This window comes from Secundilactobacillus angelensis (genome assembly GCF_012641075.1).
GTDB classification, from domain to species: Bacteria; Bacillota; Bacilli; order Lactobacillales; family Lactobacillaceae; genus Secundilactobacillus; species Secundilactobacillus angelensis.
In genome coordinates, this window is record NZ_JAAXLJ010000020.1 from 1 (window position 1) to 16833 (window position 16833).

Annotated in this window: 18 protein-coding genes; 5 read left to right on the top strand and 13 right to left on the bottom strand. The window is 43.0% G+C overall.

Translation table 11 applies throughout. From position 1 onward, the window contains the following. Positions 1–9: 9 nt before the first annotated feature. From HC026_RS09830 to HC026_RS09845, 4 genes are read right to left on the bottom strand one after another with little or no spacing between them, the layout of a single operon-like run. On the bottom strand, positions 10–150 hold the full coding sequence (locus HC026_RS09830; RefSeq protein WP_168925790.1) for a hypothetical protein: 141 nt from the start codon (positions 148–150) through the stop codon (positions 10–12). Between the two features lie 42 nt (positions 151–192). Further along, complete coding sequence (locus HC026_RS09835; RefSeq protein ID WP_168925791.1) at positions 193–387, bottom strand: DNA-binding protein; 195 nt, start codon at positions 385–387, stop codon at positions 193–195. Positions 388–391: 4 nt separating this feature from the next. Beyond that, complete coding sequence (locus tag HC026_RS09840; protein ID WP_168925792.1) at positions 392–1150, bottom strand: phage regulatory protein/antirepressor Ant; 759 nt, start codon at positions 1148–1150, stop codon at positions 392–394. Then, positions 1151–1360 (bottom strand): XRE family transcriptional regulator, encoded by a 210-nt coding sequence (locus tag HC026_RS09845; protein WP_168925793.1) that lies wholly within the window; start codon positions 1358–1360, stop codon positions 1151–1153. Between the two features lie 221 nt (positions 1361–1581). Here HC026_RS09845 and HC026_RS09850 point away from each other — a divergent pair, with 221 nt between their 5' ends. The 4 genes from HC026_RS09850 (at position 1582) to HC026_RS09865 (ending at position 4630) form a co-directional block, all read left to right on the top strand. Beyond that, positions 1582–1938 (top strand): helix-turn-helix domain-containing protein, encoded by a 357-nt coding sequence (locus HC026_RS09850; RefSeq protein ID WP_168925794.1) that lies wholly within the window; start codon positions 1582–1584, stop codon positions 1936–1938. A gap of 13 nt (positions 1939–1951) precedes the next feature. Further along, complete coding sequence (locus tag HC026_RS09855; protein WP_168925795.1) at positions 1952–2701, top strand: ImmA/IrrE family metallo-endopeptidase; 750 nt, start codon at positions 1952–1954, stop codon at positions 2699–2701. Between the two features lie 45 nt (positions 2702–2746). Next, positions 2747–3295: a hypothetical protein gene (locus HC026_RS09860; protein ID WP_168925796.1), complete on the top strand. Its 549-nt coding sequence runs from the start codon at positions 2747–2749 to the stop codon at positions 3293–3295. Positions 3296–3463: 168 nt separating this feature from the next. Next, positions 3464–4630, top strand: a complete 1167-nt coding sequence (locus HC026_RS09865; protein WP_168925797.1) for a site-specific integrase — start codon at positions 3464–3466, stop codon at positions 4628–4630. Positions 4631–4863: 233 nt separating this feature from the next. Here the strand turns inward: HC026_RS09865 and pknB are convergent, their stop codons facing one another. The 8 genes from pknB to gmk form a co-directional block, all read right to left on the bottom strand. Continuing rightward, a complete protein-coding gene (gene pknB, locus HC026_RS09870; RefSeq protein WP_168925798.1) occupies positions 4864–6846 on the bottom strand; it encodes a Stk1 family PASTA domain-containing Ser/Thr kinase in 1983 nt (660 codons plus the stop codon). Continuing rightward, the gene (locus HC026_RS09875) at positions 6846–7589 is read right to left on the bottom strand and encodes a Stp1/IreP family PP2C-type Ser/Thr phosphatase (RefSeq protein ID WP_168925799.1); all 744 of its coding nucleotides are present in this window, start codon (positions 7587–7589) and stop codon (positions 6846–6848) included. Before HC026_RS09875 ends, pknB begins: the two co-directional genes overlap by 1 nt. Positions 7590–7601: 12 nt before the next feature. Beyond that, positions 7602–8948 (bottom strand): 16S rRNA (cytosine(967)-C(5))-methyltransferase RsmB, encoded by a 1347-nt coding sequence (rsmB, locus tag HC026_RS09880; protein WP_168925800.1) that lies wholly within the window; start codon positions 8946–8948, stop codon positions 7602–7604. Continuing rightward, positions 8945–9892, bottom strand: a complete 948-nt coding sequence (gene fmt, locus HC026_RS09885) for a methionyl-tRNA formyltransferase (RefSeq protein ID WP_168925801.1) — start codon at positions 9890–9892, stop codon at positions 8945–8947. Before fmt ends, rsmB begins: the two co-directional genes overlap by 4 nt. Positions 9893–9912: 20 nt before the next feature. Further along, complete coding sequence (gene priA / locus HC026_RS09890; RefSeq protein WP_168925802.1) at positions 9913–12327, bottom strand: primosomal protein N'; 2415 nt, start codon at positions 12325–12327, stop codon at positions 9913–9915. Position 12328: 1 nt separating this feature from the next. Then, positions 12329–13537, bottom strand: coding sequence for a bifunctional phosphopantothenoylcysteine decarboxylase/phosphopantothenate--cysteine ligase CoaBC (gene coaBC / locus HC026_RS09895; RefSeq protein ID WP_168925803.1), 1209 nt, complete (start codon positions 13535–13537; stop codon positions 12329–12331). A 130-nt stretch (positions 13538–13667) separates the two neighbouring features. After that, positions 13668–13883: a DNA-directed RNA polymerase subunit omega gene (gene rpoZ / locus HC026_RS09900; RefSeq protein WP_168925804.1), complete on the bottom strand. Its 216-nt coding sequence runs from the start codon at positions 13881–13883 to the stop codon at positions 13668–13670. Between the two features lies 1 nt (position 13884). After that, the gene (gene gmk, locus HC026_RS09905; protein ID WP_168925805.1) at positions 13885–14505 is read right to left on the bottom strand and encodes a guanylate kinase; all 621 of its coding nucleotides are present in this window, start codon (positions 14503–14505) and stop codon (positions 13885–13887) included. A gap of 175 nt (positions 14506–14680) precedes the next feature. On the opposite strand from gmk, the gene HC026_RS09910 reads away from it, so the two are divergent. Continuing rightward, positions 14681–15001 carry a hypothetical protein gene (locus tag HC026_RS09910; protein ID WP_168925806.1) on the top strand — a complete coding sequence of 107 codons (321 nt, stop codon included), beginning with the start codon at positions 14681–14683 and terminating at the stop codon, positions 14999–15001. A 97-nt stretch (positions 15002–15098) separates the two neighbouring features. Here HC026_RS09910 and recN read toward each other — a convergent pair whose 3' ends face one another. Continuing rightward, a complete protein-coding gene (gene recN, locus HC026_RS09915; RefSeq protein ID WP_168925807.1) occupies positions 15099–16802 on the bottom strand; it encodes a DNA repair protein RecN in 1704 nt (567 codons plus the stop codon). Between the last annotated feature and the right edge of the window lie 31 nt (positions 16803–16833).

Genomic DNA, 16833 nt, shown 5'->3' on the forward strand with positions numbered 1-16833 from the left:
CACTCAGTGTTAGCATCCGAAGAAATCATGTGGGTCTTTAATGGCTTCATGGATCATCCACGCTAATCCACTGACACCTGCCAGTGCAATCAGTCCTATGAACCCGTCCACTAAACAGTGACCGAAATATACATATTCTTGTGCGTTCATAACCACTCTTCCTTTCGAAACACCAATTCATCCACCCCGGATTTAATATTTAAATTGATTCATGAACTCGTCGATATCTTTAGTATCAAGTCGCGTTCCAAATGGTGTTTCCGTTACTTTTAAACCGTGAGCAATCATTTTGTGCAGTGTGTTATAGCTCTTGATATCCATATACCGCATGGCATTTTTGAAATTCAAATACCGGCCAAACTGAATCATCTCTTTAACCTCACTCATGTGATCACCTACCTAAATTCAAAAACTTGTTGATGAAGTACTGCTGACCCTTACCTGTGACTTTCACCGTCTTGGTGATTGACGTGTGTCCATCCGAATGAGCGAAGCTGCCTTCTTTGATCTCGAACAGTTCCATCTCCATTGAACGCTGTGTCGGCATGTTCCAATCTGTGCCTTTGCGTTTAATGAGGTAGCCTTTTTCTCTTAACCAGGTGAACAGCCGGCGCTGACCAATATCAATGCCGTTCTGTTTTAACAGCTTAGCCAACTCACCAACCAAGATCGTTGTGTGTGATACTGCAACGGCATCCGCGAAAATTGCTTTCGGTTGCATGATGGTATTTTCTTCTTCCAGTTCTCTTGTCTTGCGTTGTTCTTCAATCCACCGTTCCGCCCGTTCGACAGGGTCATCGATCATGTATGAATCCTTGGCTTGGGTAGCAATTGTCTTTTCCATTGAGTTAAAAGCTTCAATATATTTCAGTTTGAAACCAAGCGCTTTACTACCTGTAAAGCCCATTGCCAATAATGTAAAACCGTCTCGGTTCATGTAGTACATCGGGTACTCTTGACTGTTCTGTTCGTTGACGTAAGTGCCTTTTACGAACATATGTTGGGTATGCCCAGTTTTGGGCATACCCTCTAAAAGATTTTCAACATCACGAAGGACATGCCTATGATTTTTTTCGAATGTTTCAGCTACTTGAAGGCTACTGGTCACGGCCTGTTCATTTTTCATAATTACCAATGAACTGGTTTTCATTCAAATCGTCTCCTTATCTTTTGACTTATTTAAAATGTAAGCGGATGTTACGCCTAAATAATCAGCAACCACTTGGAGCTTAGCAGCACCTGGAACGCTATGATTCCATTTGCCGATAATTCCATTTGGGAAACCCAAATCCTTTTCGATTCGGTAAATACTGATATTTTGTTTTTTTGCTATATCTTGAATAGCTGAATATACGCTCATGTTTTAGCCTCCTTTCTAAAATTTATCTTGATTTATAATAGAGAACACTCTATTATATAGACAAGTAAAAAAGCCACATTCGCTGTTTGCTAACCGCGACATGCTAGAAAACTCTCGATATTTCGTTCAGAGTTGGTCGCCCTTGAACAAAACCTATTATATTCGAGAACTTTCTAAATTGCAAGTGGTTATTTTAAATTTTGCTCTAAGGAGAGTTCACTATGACTGTTAAAGATAATGTATTACGTCTCTGGAAAGCATATAGACCCGATATAAAATCGGTTGCTGAACTAGAGCGAAAAATTGATATAAGTAATGGAATAATTAGTCAATGGGAGAAAAGTACACCTTCTACCAAAAGTGCAAAAAAAGTTGCAGATTTTTTCGGTGTTCCTGTCAGCAGTGTTTTAAACGATTCAACGGATGATTCAGTAGAATTAAAACAGTCAGAACAACAATTAATTGCAGCATTTCGAAAAAATACCGATGGTATGACTGATGATGAAAAAGCTAAATTTAGCAGTTCACTTGATATACTGATGCGTACTGCTAAAGATTTGCTAAAAGATGATAAATAAAGAAGGTAGCAAAATGCTAAATCCTGAGGCATTTGAATATCGTAATATGAGTAACGATGACTACAACTCGACGGAGTACGTAGCAGAGGGAATTGCTAGTGCAACTTGCCTTTACAAAAATAAAAGCATGATGGATATTGATTATCATGATGTACTCGATTATTTTAACTACAGTCATAACTTAAAGTTTGTTTCTTTTGGAACTAATGCAAATTTTGTCGATCAATGTGTAAACATGAGAAAGCTTAGAATTGGCTCTGTGAAATATAGCGAAATTGATCCAGTTTTTCAAGATGCCGTATGTGGTTTTACAATACCTACCGCTAAACGCGCGATAGTTTTATTAAATGGATCATTGTATTATCCTCGACTCGTTTTTACCGTTTTGCATGAGTTATCACATGTATTTAGCTTCTATACAAACCCAAGTTATCTAAAAGCGTTTACCATCCTTAATTCAAGTGATCCGGCTTCGACCTATCCTGAAGAAATACTGCCTTACGAAAATGCTGCTAATGCTATGGCTTCAAATTTATTGATTAATACTCCCGCTCTTTGCCGAAGCCTGACTACGGGAACTACTTTTAACCAATTAATTAAAAAGTATACAATTAGTCAAAGCGCACTTCATAATCGCATTTGGGATTACCTTGTACATTATCTTGAATGGGATCAGCAAATTGCGTATAACTTTTTAATGAAATATCGGTATCAGGGAACTGACGGTGCTAATCTTATGAAAAAAGCTATGTTTTCCTATTAATAAATATTGTGAACAAGTACTTTAAAAAATTAGGAGGAATCCCCCATGAAAATCAAAGTTGCCCTTTTAACTGGCTTAGCCGCGTTAAGTTTAGGTGCAGTTTCATCCACAAACGCCCAGGCTAAAACTTTAAAATATCGCACCACCAGTTCCAATTCTTTTAGCTACACGACTTACCATCAAGCATTTATGCGTAATGGTGAGGATGAAGATTTTATGAGCTTATATACCACAGCTGATGGAGCTGAGAATGATGACAGTGAAACCTTTGTTGATAATTTCGAAGATTTCGATCAAAACCGTGTGTACTACGCACGTAAAGTTTCAGGATACTCCGATGTCATGCAGTTTAAATACCGTTCAAAATCTTATTATGTAAACTTAAATGATGCTCATTTGTATCGTTACAATGCCTGGCGTTCTGGTCATAAAATTGTATCGACAGTTTCCCCAAACTCAAAATATGCCATGCTAAAGGCGCACACACATGTTTACTCCTCTCAGCCGTGGTATTACAACTATGGAGATCAATTAAACCCTTCCTATTCCACTTACAAGCTTTCTAAAAAAGGCCATTGGTATGAATACTTCTAAGAAAAATTAAAAAAGCACATCGCCCCTCCGCCAAGAAAGTCGATGTGCTTAGCCTAAAGACAGTTAATTAACTGCCCTATTGCTGTACTTTTATATTTTATCACAGAAAGGAGGTGATGCCACAACCTAGTTTAATCCAATCATCCACCCCGGTGAAAGGATAAAAAGATGGCAAAAATTAAAAAGTATAAAAATAAAAAGAATGAAGATCGTTATGAATTTCAGATTTACGGTGGTATCGATCCTAATACCGGTCGCAAAATTACCACGCGGCGGCGCGGCTTTAAAACTAAACGTGAAGCTGTTATGGCTTACGATCGGCTCGATGTTGAGATTGAAGAAAATGGCGGTGTGCTTCAAAAAACGCCGTCACGGGCTACCTTTCAACAGATTTATGAACTGTGGTTAGTACAGTATCAGCAGACCGTTAAAGATACCACTTGGTTTGACGTCAGTCGGCAGTTTGAACTAAAAATATTGCCCACTTTTGGTAAACGTTATATTGACTCAATCAATGTGGTAGCCTGTCAGGAAATGATCAACGACTGGTATAAACGTGGGCTTTCTAACTACAAATTACTTATGGATTATGTTTCAAGGGTATTCCGCTACGCTATTTCGCTTGGTCTGATTCAATTAGATCCAGCAAAAATGGTTGTTGTTCCGCGAAATCCCAATCAAAAAGCTCGTAACTTATTAGACAATTATTACACGCCTAAAGAGTTAAAGGAGTTCTTAGAACTATGCAAGCAACAATATAGCAAACGTCCACAGAAGTACGTTTTTTTTCGTCTGGCAGCCTTCAGTGGCATGCGCAAAGGTGAAATGTTGGCTCTACAGTGGTCAGATGTTGATTTTGAGCATAATTGCATCAGAGTCAACAAAACTCAGGCTCGTGGTGTGGATGATAAACTCGTCACCCATTCACCTAAAACAGCAGCCAGCAACCGGATGGCGTACATTGACCAGAAAACCATGAATATCCTCAAACACTGGCAACAGATTCAGCGCCAATTCTTTCTGGCTCAAGGGATCAACGTATCCAAAGATTCCAATTTAGTTTTTTCGGATATTAACAACCACCAATTATATCCGTATCGTCCACAGGACTGGCTGGCTTCAACCATCAAAAAATGTCATCTAAAAAAAGTGACTGTTCATGGATTCCGCCATACGTATGCTACTTTAGCTGCGGAAGCTGGAATCGAGCCTAAAGCAGTTCAAGCTCAACTAGGTCATTCTTCAATTGCCACGACGCTTAATATTTATACTGCCGTTACAAAAAAAGAACGCAATACCGCAACCGACAAACTGGCTGAGTATTTAGCGTTCTAAATCATTAAAAATCAATGTGATTATGAGAAAATGCCGTTTATAAAATTTAACATTCTATATTTTTAAAATTGGCTTCCATTTTTGGCTAGCTTTTACTGAAAATCAGTGACAACTAATAACACTCAAAAATTGAATATCGTTGTTATATCAACGTTTATGACACTCTATGACAACTAATAAAACCAGCTCTTTTGCCTTATTATAAAAGAACTGGTTTTAAAATGCAGTAATTATTAATGAGAATTTTTCGTAACATTGTTATCTGACAAAATAACTTTGCCATCCCGAATAATTTTATAGCCGCCACTCTTGCCTGAAGCAACCGCGAACGGAATTGAAACTTGCGTGTCTTGAGCAATTGTTAGCTGCTTGTAAACAGTGCTGTAATCATGGTCATGGTCACGAACATAAATCTGAACGGTATTCACACCAGCAGTCGATGCAGAACTATTTTTATTAGAACTGTTGGAACCTGCGTCGTTGGCTTCGAAGGGAATTTTAACATCAACGTTGAAGTCTTCCACCTTAGATTCAGAATCAGAAACGGGTTTCTTCCCTCTTGAAAGGGTGACATTCACAGTTGAACCCTCTTTAATGGTACTCCCAGCACCAGGGCTCTGATCGATTGCGGTATTTTTAGGATGTTTGTCATATTTGTATTCAAACGAAACGTTAATGGACTCACGAGTTGCATACTGCTGAATCTGTGATTTGGTTTTACCGGTTAAATCAGCCAGTTGAAGCTGACGCTGACCTGCAGAGACAGTTAATGTGACCGTCGTTTCTTTTGGATTGATTCGTTGACCATTTTCAACGCTCTGTTGCATGACACTGCCAACCGGTACCTCGTTAGACGACTCGTTTTGACGTCGAACGGTTACCCCTTTGGCTTTCAAAGTAGCTGACGCTCGAGTGTACGACTGGCCAATGTAGTTGCCAATTTTAACCATTCGAGGACCCGTACTGACGTACAGTTTGATGTTGGCATCTTTCTTAGCGGACTGATTTGCAGTCGGTGAAGTTTTGATTACCAAATTCTTTTTCATGTCCGCACTAGGTTGTCGTTTGATGGCACCTGCATTTAGATTATTATCGGCTAACTTCTGCTGTGCCTCATTGACTGTCAGCCCACTGACATCCGGGACGGTCACCGTTTGTGGTCGACCCATCCAAAAAGCCAAACCAATTCCAGCAATCAAAATAACCGCCAGGCCTAATAGAGTGTATAACCAACGCCTACGACGGCGCCGTTTCTTGGGTTTTTCTTTTGGAACAGCTACTTTTGGTGTATCCGGTGCCTGATGGGCGGCTTCAGAAGTTAAGTCTGACTTGTCCAGAACCTTGGTTTCGCCATCATCATCCGGCATTGGGACAAATTTAGCCTCTGAGGCCCGACGAGGTGACAACGAGGTTTCTAAGTCAGTAGCCATATCGGTAACCGTTTCGTAACGATCGGACGGTTTCTTGGAAGTCGCTTTTAAGACCACGTTCTCCAACGCTTGAGGAATCCGTGGATCAAATTCGCGAACAGAGGGAATCTCCGACTGAAAATGTTTAATGGCTATTGAAATGGCTGTTTCGCCCTTAAACGGAACCGTGCCAGTTAACAGCTCATAGAGAATGATCCCCAACGAGTAGATATCGGACTTCTTAGTTGCCATGCCGCCTCGAGCCTGTTCGGGAGACAGATAATGAACTGATCCAAGCACCGTGTTAGTCTGTGTCAGCGCATTCTCCGACATGGCCACAGCAATTCCAAAATCGGTTATCTTGGCAACGCCCTTTTCATCGATGAGAATGTTTTGTGGTTTCAGATCACGGTGAATAATATTATGAGCATGAGCAACGGACACCGCTGATAGCACCTGCTCCATAATGTTGATCACTTCTTGATATGGAATCGGAAAGTTCTTCTTGATATAGGCCTTTAAGTCCATCCCCTTCACATATTCCATGACCATGTACTGCATGCCGTTTTCTTCGCCCACATCGTACACGCTGACAATATTGGGGTGAACGAGTTCAGTGGCTGCCAGCCCTTCTCGCTGGAAACGTTTGATGGTGTGCGGATCATCACGCAGGTCAAGTCGCAATAACTTCACGGAGACATCACGGTCTAAAATCAGATCGTGGGCTAAATAAACGTTAGCCATACCGCCTTCACCTAAAGATTTGGTGATTCGGTAGCGGCCGCCTAAAACGTAATTAGGTCGCATTAGTCAAGCACCTCCGATCGATCGTCGATCAAGATCACACTAATATTATCCAAACCACCAGCATCGTTAGCTAATTTGACTAATTCATCACATTTCTCTTGGATCGTAGCATCGTTTTCGAGTACCGCTTGAATCTGGTCATCGTTGACCATGTCACTAAGTCCATCTGAGCACAATAACAGCATGTCATTGCTGGTTAATTCCAGATAATGCATGTCGATTTGAACAGCTTTTTCAATGCCCAACGAACGGGTAATCACATTCTTCTTAGGATGTACCCTTGCCGCTTGCTTAGACAGCTCTCCTCGTTTAACCAGCTCGTTAACCAGGGAGTGGTCTTCAGTAACCTGAGAGAAAACGTGGTCCCGTAATAAGTAGCCACGACTATCCCCGATATTACCGATTAAAACGGTTTGATTGAAAATTACCGCCAAGACAACCGTGGTACCCATGCCTTTTAGATCAATGAATTGTTCTGAACGATTGCGAATATCCTGGTTTTCGGAGGATATTTGCTGCTGCAGCCAGTTCTTAGTTTCATCGATAGTTTTCGCGTTAGTTAATTTGAACGAATGGCCAATGTGCGTGACCGCCATCTCGGAAGCCACGTCTCCACCCTGATTACCACCAATTCCATCGGCGATGATAGCGAGTTTAACACCCTGCTGGTTAGTAAAAATGCCAACACTATCTTCGTTATCCTTGCGACGCTTCCCTATTGATGTTCGATAAGCAATCTGCATCTGTATCCTCCACTAACGTACCCGCTTAAACTGTCCGATGAAGAAACCATCAGAATCGTAATCGTCGGGGTAAATTTCAAGATAATCAGTCGCCCGATCCGCCTTCAATTGACGCGCAGTTTCCACCCGCTGAGATTCAAAGTTAGGGTGGTCAGCCAAAAAGGCAGCCACTACATCTCGGTTCTCCTGATTAAGTATCGTACAAGTACTGTAAGTTATTATACCGTTTATTTTTACTTTTTGAGCAACCGCATCCAAAATTGCGAGCTGAATTTTAGCCAACGATTCAACGTCTTTCAACTGTTTTTCATAGCGAATTTCTGGTTTCCGACGTACCAAACCAATTCCTGAGCAAGGGGCATCCACCAAGATTTCGTCAAAGGTCTGGTCCTCAAAGACATCTTGAATCTTACGAGCATCAATGGCTTGCGTCACAACCCGGTCTTCCACATGCATCCGCTTAGCATTTTGCTTGACCAACTGAACCTTATGTTCATGAATATCCAGCGCAACGACTTGGCCGCGGTCGGCTGCCGACAGCTGTCCTGCAATTTGAACCGTTTTACCACCCGGCGCAGAACAGGCATCGAGTATCATCATGTTAGGCTGAATATGCATGCTCTCGGCTGGCAGCATTGCACTTTCATCTTGAATGGTGATTTGACCATCGTGAAATAATTGAGCCTGATTGGCAGGCTTGCCGTTAAGCACTAATCCTTCTGCTGCAACCTGGCTCTCACTAGCTTTGTAGCCCTCTTCTTCCAAGGCAGCCTTAGCATCGGTCATAGAAATTCGGTCGGTTGCCACTCGGACTGATTGATTGGCTGGATGGTTAATACTCTCCAAAACACTGGTTGCCTTTTCTGCACCCAGTTGGTCGTTTAAAGCGCTGATCAGCCATTCAGGGACAGAATAAACCACGCTTTGTCGTTTGATTGGATCATCAATATCCGTGGGATCGTTAATGCCCACCCGATCCATTTGGTGCAAAACGCCAGTAACAAAACGGCGAATACCTTCATGACCACGTGTTTTGGCGATCTCAATCGACTCATCAAAAATAGCGCGTTTAGGCACCCGCTCTAAATACTGCATTTGGTACACGGCAGTCTCAAGCAGAATCATCACCCAATCGGCCACCCGTTTTTGGTTTTTGATAAATGGTGCCAGCTGATAATCAATGGTCAGCCGGTGCTGAATGACGCCGTAAACGATGGTGGTCATCAACGCTGCATCTCGTTGCGACATGTTTGCCTGATCAATCATTTGATTCAACTGCAAATTTGAATACGCGCCGTTTTTGACACGGGTCAGTGCTGTAACAGCCAATGATCGTGGATTGTTGTCGAGTTTACTCATAATTTAACCACCTGTTCGCCCTCTGTCAGGGCATCCTCAGTTCCGTTTAGAAAATCAGTGATACTTTGTTTTGGTTTACCGGCTGGCTGCAGCTGATTAATCTGTATCGTGCCATGTTCACCAGTGGATAAGACTAAACGGTGTTTTTCGTGCACGACAACCTTACCTGGTTCTAAGGCTGTTGTATCAGGAAGTACCGTCACGTCCCAAAGTTTGGTTCGGGTGCCTGCTAAAATGATATATGACGTTGGAAACGGCCGCAAACCGCGGATCTTGGCGTCAATCATTTCGGCTGACATGGTAAAATCAACTTCTTCTTCATCGGGTTTGATAGTTGGTGAGAATGTAACTTTGGTCTCGTCTTGCGGAACAGGATTGACCTCACCAGCAATGAGTTTGGGTAGGGTTTCAAGTAAGAGGTCCCGACCCAGCAAGCTCAATTTATCGAACATACTGCCGACGTCATCCGTTTTTTCAATGGGAATCGCTTGCTGACTGATAATATCGCCAGCATCCATTTTTTTAATCATGTAAATGATTGAAACACCCGTCTCAGAATCATTATTCATAACCGCATAGTGAACCGGTGCGCCACCACGATATTTCGGTAATAGTGAAGCGTGGACATTGATGGCAGCAATTTGAGCTGCTTTAAGTAATTTAGTTGGCAAAAATTGACCGAAAGCAGCGGTCACGATTAAATCAGGTGCGAGTTCGATGACCCTAGCCATCTCATCGCTGCCACCGATTTTCTCTGGCTGTAAAACTTCAATGTCGTGAGCAACGGCCACTTTTTTGACGGGCGAAGCTGTCAGAACATGTTTACGGCCAACTGGTCGATCCGGCTGCGTCACCACAGCCTTTACCTCGTAGTGGTTTTGAATCAGTGCTTCCAAAATTGGCGCTGAGAATTCTGGTGTTCCCATGAATACGATTGATGTCATTGATACATTCTCCTTCACTGTTACATAAAACTCATTGGGTTACGATCAATTGCGATTTGCAGGCCATTTCGACTCTGTTTTTGCGCCTGACCTAAAATGGTAAACAGGGCGTCTCTAAGCTGAGGTTCCTGCTTGTATTTAATGACTAATTGGTAATAATAACGTTTATTCACTCGGGCAATGGCGCCTGGTGTCGGTCCCAAAATAATTGCTTGCGGGCTTAAAACGGTCTTTAACTGTCTGACAATTTTCACCATTGCCTCGGCTGCTTTACGTTCATCCACATCACTTGCTGTCACCTTAACGGCAAAGAAGTACGGCGGATAATTGCCACGATGACGCAGTTGCATTTCCCGAACGAAAAATTGTTCATAGTTTTGCGTTTTGGCCAACTGGATTGCGTAATGTTCCGGATTATAGGTTTGAATGAAGACTTGTCCAGGTTTCTCGGCCCGACCAGCCCGACCGCTGACCTGAGTTAAAAGTTGAAAAGTCCGTTCACTGGCCCGAAAATCGGGTAAGCCTAACGCTGTATCCGCGTTTAAAACGCCTACTAACGTGACATCGGGGAAATCAAGCCCCTTGGCAATCATTTGCGTCCCTAATAAAATATCTGCTTTATGATCACCGAACTGTTTCAAAAGTCGCTCGTGAGCGCCCTTCCGACGAGTCGTATCAACATCCATTCGAATAATTCTGGCGGTGGGTAGCAATTCAGTGAGTTCCTGCTCAACTTTTTGTGTCCCGGTACCGTAATAACGAATGTGACGGCCATGACAGTTCGGACAAACGTGCGGAATTGGCTCCTCATGACCGCAGTAATGGCATTTCATCGTCTTGGTATCCATGTGAAGTGTCAGTGAAATATCGCAGTTGGGGCATTGTAAAACAAACCCGCAGTCTCGACACATCACAAAGGAGGAATATCCTCTTCGATTAAGCATGAGCAAGGACTGTTCCCCGCGGTTCAACCGTTCTTGAAGCGCTTGAAGTAATCCGCTTGAAAAATTACTTTCCTTGTGATGCCGGAGCTCTTCTGTCATGTCAATGATGCTCACTTGAGGCAATTGCTGATGATTGACTCGGTTTGGTAATAATAGTCTAGTATACACGTTCTTCTCAGCCCGTGCCCGACTTTCTAGGGATGGTGTGGCACTACCCAGAACAACTGGGCACTGATGGTAACGTCCCCGCCACAGTGCAACATCTCTAGCATGGTATCTAGGATTATCATCCTGCTTATAGCTTGACTCATGTTCTTCATCAACCACGATCACGCCAAGATTCGTTAACGGTGCAAAAACAGCTGAACGGGCACCGACAACCACTTGTGCCTCTCCACGTTGGATTCGACGCCATTCATCAAAGCGTTCACCACCGGATAACCCACTATGTAGAACGGCGACTTTTTCACCAAATCGGCCTCGAACACGACCCACGATTTGAGGTGTCAGTGAAATTTCCGGCACCAGCATTAAAGCTTGTTCTCCCTTGGATAAGGCATTGGCGATAGCCTGCAGATAAACTTCAGTTTTGCCACTACCAGTAACCCCTTCTAACAGGAAATTTCTGGCTTGTCCTTCATCCGTAGCAGCGCAAATAGCGTTAACAGCTTTATTCTGGTCGGGATTTAATTGCAGCGGTTTGGTTTTAACCACGGCCGTTTGAAACGGATCACGATAAACTTCGACTGCTTGTCTTGTCAGCCAGCCATTGGTTTCAGCCGTCTTTAAAATACTGCTGGACACGCCAACTGTTCGCTCCAATTCAGTTTGGCTAATGGCTTTTGAGTTCGCAATTAAAAAGTCAATTAACGCCGCTTGTTTGACCGCGGTTTTTCTTAATTCAGTACGCACAACGGAGAGTTTTTCAGGACTCAGTGCAGGCTTTACCATCATGACCTTTTTAACTTGCGATTTGGAGCTTACCTCGTAACGGACATTGATCAAATGCTGCCGGTTAAGAGACAACAACTGTTTGACCGTATCTGCTGGCAGTGAATCATCCCATAATAATTCTGATTGGTCACCAAATAAACTGACGCGAATGGTTTCGGGTAACTGAGCTGTCGGACTCACCCATTTTTGATATTTGGCTTTAAGTGCGTTTGGCAGCATCGTTTGCAAGCAAGTAATGGTGAAGGCATAGGTGGTGTTTGCCAACCACTTGGAGAGCTGCATCAACTCCGTATTAACGATCGGGGCTGGATCCATAACGGTATCAATCGATTTTAAAGTCACCTCTGGATTCGGCTTGGCGTCTTCATTAATCTGCCAAACAAAGCCCTGAACTTTCCGCCCACCGTTGCCAAAAGGAACTACCACTCGCATGCCGGGTTGTAGCTGATTGACTAAAGCTGCGGGTATTTCATATGAATAGGGCGTATTGGTCTGCATCGTTGGTACATCCACGACGACCTCAGCGATTTGCGTCATACTATCCCTCTTTTTGTACACGTTGACTAATTTGGTCGACCACTTGCTTAGCAATGGTATGTTTGTCAGCGAGTGTTGTTTTGATTGGTGCTTGGTCTGTTTGTAAAATGGTAACTTGGTTGGTATCACCATTGAAGCCAACACCCGGTTGAGAAACATCGTTAGCAATTAATAAATCAAGCTGTTTGCTAATTATTTTTTGCCGCGCATTTTCTAGTAAATTTTGAGTTTCTGCTGCAAAGCCCACGGTGATTTGTCCTGGTCGCTTTAACTTAGCAACTTGTTTTAAAATATCGACCGTTTTGGTTAACTCGATTGTCATCTGATCGTTATCAGCTGATTTTTTAATTTTCTGATTGGCACTATTAACCGGTTTGAAATCCGCAACTGCGGCGGCCATTACCAAAACATCCGCTTGTGTGAAAGCGCTAGTCACCGCCTCGGCTAAGTCTTCTGTGGTTAGTACCGAAATCAGTTTAACTCCAGCCGGAACTGTGAGTTTAGTCGGTGCGGAAATCAAAGTTACTATCGCACCGCGATGCTGTAGTTCTTCAGCTAACGCGTATCCCATTTTACCGGAGGAATCATTCGTGATGAAACGGACCGGATCGATCCGTTCACGAGTACCACCAGCCGTCACGATGACTTTTTTACCTGTTAACGGCGTTGTTTGTGTTTTTAGGCTACTGATCAGTTGCATAATTTCTGCAGGTTCGGGCATTCTGCCTCGACCATTGTAGCCTTCTGCTAAAAATCCGTTTGCTGGGGTCATGACAGTGATCCCATCTCGTTTTAAAGTTTCTAGATTACGCTGCGTGGCAGGATTATCCAACATGTGCTGATTCATGGCTGGTACGACCAACTTGGACGCAGTAGTCGCCATCAAAGTCAAGCTAGCCATATCATCGGCAATGCCATTGGCTAATTTGCCGATAATATTAGCTGTTGCTGGTGCTACCACCGCCAAATCAGTCCAGTCCGCTAATTCAATATGGTCCACTGACTGAACCTTGCTGCCAGCAAACATGTCAGTTACGACGGCGTTTTTTGATAAAATTTGAAAACTCAGTGGTGTCACGAAGGCCTCAGCTGCCTCAGTCATCACCACACGAACCGTGGCGCCAGATTTAATTAAAAGTCTCGTTAGCGCCAGTGCTTTATATGCCGCAATACTGCCAGTCACATATAGCGCTACATGTTGTTCAGCCATTTTGTATCCTCCAAAAGTCTCGTCAATTTAACTCTAATTGTACCAGACTCAATAACACCTTGCACAAACAAAACCGCCATTCTAACACCCATTAGCGGGGAGTCAAAACAGCGGTTCTGAAATTACAGAATTAACCAAGTGGATCGGTTTCGTCTGGATCAATAATCACTTTACCAGCCGCGATTTCTTCAAGTGCACGACCAATTGTTTTAGGTGATTCATAGTTATCTAGCAAAGGCTTAGCGCCTGATTCCAATTCATGAGCCCGCTTACTAGCAAGCATAATCAATGAATAACGGGAATTAACACGTTCAAGTAACTTATCTACTGATGGGTATAATAACATTTTATTCGTCTCCCTCTAATAACATCTGTTCATAATCCGGCATCACACGAGCCACCCGTAATCGTTCCGAACGAATAATCGTTCTGATCCGAGCCACTGCGTTTTCAACTTCATCGTTAACGACTGCGTAATCATAATTACGCATCATCTTAATCTCACCAACCGCTTTTTTGATGCGTGCGTTGATCACACTCATCTCTTCAGTGCCACGGTTGATCAATCGGTGCTTTAATTCCATTAAATCAGGAGGCGTCAAGAAGACAAAAACAGCATCGGGGCAGTTTGCTCGTACCTGCATGGCACCGTTAACTTCGATCTCCAAAAAAACGTCCTTACCTGAATCTAAGGTCTCATTTACATATTTTAATGGCGTACCATAGTAGTTGTCAACATACTTGGCGTATTCGAGCATCTCGCCGTTTTGAATATTAGCTTCAAACTGTTCCTTTGAAACAAAAAAATAATCAACACCATCACGTTCACCTTCACGAGGCTTACGGGTAGTCATGGAAATGGAATACTGAAAATCAGTATCTGGTTCATCAAACAAAGCCTTACGTACGGTACCTTTACCGACGCCGGATGGCCCAGAGAGCACAATCAACATACCTCTTTTAGTCATTACTTGAGATCCCCTTATATAGTTTCAGAGTGATAATATCAACCATTATCGCACGGGTGACGGCGCTTTGACAAGCTCTACAGAATATTTTTAAAAATAATCGTTATTTGGACTTGCAAAACCAAACGTAAGTTCGTATAATAGGTCATGCAAACAAATGTTCGAGGTGATAATAATGTCCAATCAAGTATCCGCACTAAAAAAAATATCGTCCCAGTTAAACGAAAGCTATCGTCAGTTTTTGGTGATGGCTAATGCAGCACCAATGGGAATGCCCCATCAACAGTTAGATTACTTTGTGTCGCAGGCACTGACCCGTCACTATCATGTTACGCTGCATATCCGCCAGTCAACGGATGACGAACCTGCACTTATGACCGGGTACCTCAGTGAAGGACCCAAGGACACTTTGTTAGTAACGAATGACAATCAAAACATTACTCAAGTTGCTCATTTGAATCAAATCGTCTTTATAGAACGAGACGATTACCGTTAAATGATGAGTCTACTATGGGCTCAGATATTTCAAAAATAATGATAAAGGCGCGTTAACAGTTCTCATCAAAGGACTTACTAACGCGCCTTTTCTAAATTCACCGATGCTGTCTTTTTTCTTCAGACGCCATGTCTAACAGTTCTTTAGCATGTTCCAAAGTTAATTCAGTAACCGTGGTACCTGCCAGCATACGAGCTAATTCTTTCACTCGCTCAGGCTGGCCCAGCTTCTTGATATGAGTTAATGTCCGCTTACCCTTCACTTGCTTATCAATGAAGTAATGGTGATCACTCATGGCTGCAACTTGCGGCAAATGGGTGATACAAAGTACCTGAGATTCACCAGCAATTCCACTTATCTTTTCTGCAATCGCCTGTGCTACCCGACCAGAGACACCGGTGTCAACCTCGTCAAAAATAATCGACGTGACACCTTGTGACTTGGTAAAAATGGTCTTCAATGCCAGCATTAATCGGGATAACTCACCACCAGACGCGATTTTTGCTAACGGTCGGATTTCTTCACCTGGGTTCGGCTGTATATAAAATTCCACATCATCCATACCGGTGGCAAAGAACTGCTCACTATTGGTCGGATTGAATCGAACTTGAAACACGGTTTTTGCCATGTATAAATCTTTTAGTTCTGATTTAATTGCATTTTCAAGCTTGGAGGCAATCTTTTTGCGTTCCGCAGTGAGCTTTTGACCATACTTGAGCAGTTGCTGTTCCTTTTCAGCCAATTTCTCGTCCAGGTCACCCTCATCGATCTCCGCGGCTTCCATGTTGGCCAATTCTTTTTTGATTCGTTGCAGATAATTCAGAATTTGCTTTTCCGAATCACCGTACTTACGTTTCAACTGGTGAATGACATCCAGTCGAGCTTCAATCTCGTCTAATTTATTGTCATCCCATTCGAGCTGATCAACTTGTCTCGAAATGTCACCTGATGCATCTTGCAAAGCATAGTAAGCCGACTGCAATGATTCAAACAGTTGTTTAAAATCAGGATCTAAATCCGAAATGGCAGATAATGCATTCATGGCGGTACCACTCAAATCCAATGCACCAGTCGTTTCTTCATCACCGTTTAGCGCCAAAAAACCTTCCTGAAGGGCGGTATTGATTTTTTGATAGTTCATTAAGCGGTCACGTTGCTGGCTTAGCGTTGTCTCTTCATCTGGCTGCAACTGAGCATCCTCGATTTCTTTCACTTGAAAACGTAGCATATCTAAGCGCTGAGCCCATTCTTTTTGATGAGTATTGCGAGAAACCATTGAGTGATGCAATTTTTGATAATCCTGATACGTCGACTGATACCGATCCTTTATGCCGCGCAGTTCTTCACCGCCAAATTCATCCAGTAACCGCAAGTGTTTATCCGGTTGCATCAACTCCTGATGTTCATTTTGACCATGAATATCAACGATGGTCTCGCCGAGTTGTTTCAGCGTATTCGTGTTCACCAACATGCCGTTGATTCGGCAAACATTGCGACCGCTACGGTAAATTTCTCGCTGCAAAATAACTGCGCCATCATCGTGGTCTATGCCCAAGTCATCAAGCTGATGATACGTCTGACCGTTTTTAGGGAATACGAAGGCCCCCTGGATGATAGCTTTGTCAGCGCCAGTGCGCACGAAATGCTGTGAACCGCGGCCGCCAGCCAAAAGGCCAACTGCATCAATAATGATTGACTTCCCAGCCCCGGTTTCACCTGTCAGAACCGTCATGCCATTTTCAAATTCAACATCCAAACTGGCAATAATCGCAAAATTTTTAATTGAAAGTTCCTGAAGCACCGCATTACCCCCTATGAGTTGTCTAGACTAA

Excerpts from the sequence above, each read along its gene's own strand:
- HC026_RS09830 (WP_168925790.1), bottom strand. The coding sequence starts at position 150 with ATGAACGCACAAGAATATGTATATTTCGGTCACTGTTTAGTGGACGGG.
- HC026_RS09835 (WP_168925791.1), bottom strand. The coding sequence starts at position 387 with ATGAGTGAGGTTAAAGAGATGATTCAGTTTGGCCGGTATTTGAATTTC.
- HC026_RS09840 (WP_168925792.1), bottom strand. The coding sequence starts at position 1,150 with ATGAAAACCAGTTCATTGGTAATTATGAAAAATGAACAGGCCGTGACC.
- HC026_RS09845 (WP_168925793.1), bottom strand. The coding sequence starts at position 1,360 with ATGAGCGTATATTCAGCTATTCAAGATATAGCAAAAAAACAAAATATC.
- HC026_RS09850 (WP_168925794.1), top strand. The coding sequence starts at position 1,582 with ATGACTGTTAAAGATAATGTATTACGTCTCTGGAAAGCATATAGACCC.
- HC026_RS09855 (WP_168925795.1), top strand. The coding sequence starts at position 1,952 with ATGCTAAATCCTGAGGCATTTGAATATCGTAATATGAGTAACGATGAC.
- HC026_RS09860 (WP_168925796.1), top strand. The coding sequence starts at position 2,747 with ATGAAAATCAAAGTTGCCCTTTTAACTGGCTTAGCCGCGTTAAGTTTA.
- HC026_RS09865 (WP_168925797.1), top strand. The coding sequence starts at position 3,464 with ATGGCAAAAATTAAAAAGTATAAAAATAAAAAGAATGAAGATCGTTAT.
- pknB (WP_168925798.1), bottom strand. The coding sequence starts at position 6,846 with ATGCGACCTAATTACGTTTTAGGCGGCCGCTACCGAATCACCAAATCT.
- HC026_RS09875 (WP_168925799.1), bottom strand. The coding sequence starts at position 7,589 with ATGCAGATTGCTTATCGAACATCAATAGGGAAGCGTCGCAAGGATAAC.
- rsmB (WP_168925800.1), bottom strand. The coding sequence starts at position 8,948 with ATGAGTAAACTCGACAACAATCCACGATCATTGGCTGTTACAGCACTG.
- fmt (WP_168925801.1), bottom strand. The coding sequence starts at position 9,892 with ATGACATCAATCGTATTCATGGGAACACCAGAATTCTCAGCGCCAATT.
- priA (WP_168925802.1), bottom strand. The coding sequence starts at position 12,327 with ATGACGCAAATCGCTGAGGTCGTCGTGGATGTACCAACGATGCAGACC.
- coaBC (WP_168925803.1), bottom strand. The coding sequence starts at position 13,537 with ATGGCTGAACAACATGTAGCGCTATATGTGACTGGCAGTATTGCGGCA.
- rpoZ (WP_168925804.1), bottom strand. The coding sequence starts at position 13,883 with ATGTTATTATACCCATCAGTAGATAAGTTACTTGAACGTGTTAATTCC.
- gmk (WP_168925805.1), bottom strand. The coding sequence starts at position 14,505 with ATGACTAAAAGAGGTATGTTGATTGTGCTCTCTGGGCCATCCGGCGTC.
- HC026_RS09910 (WP_168925806.1), top strand. The coding sequence starts at position 14,681 with ATGTCCAATCAAGTATCCGCACTAAAAAAAATATCGTCCCAGTTAAAC.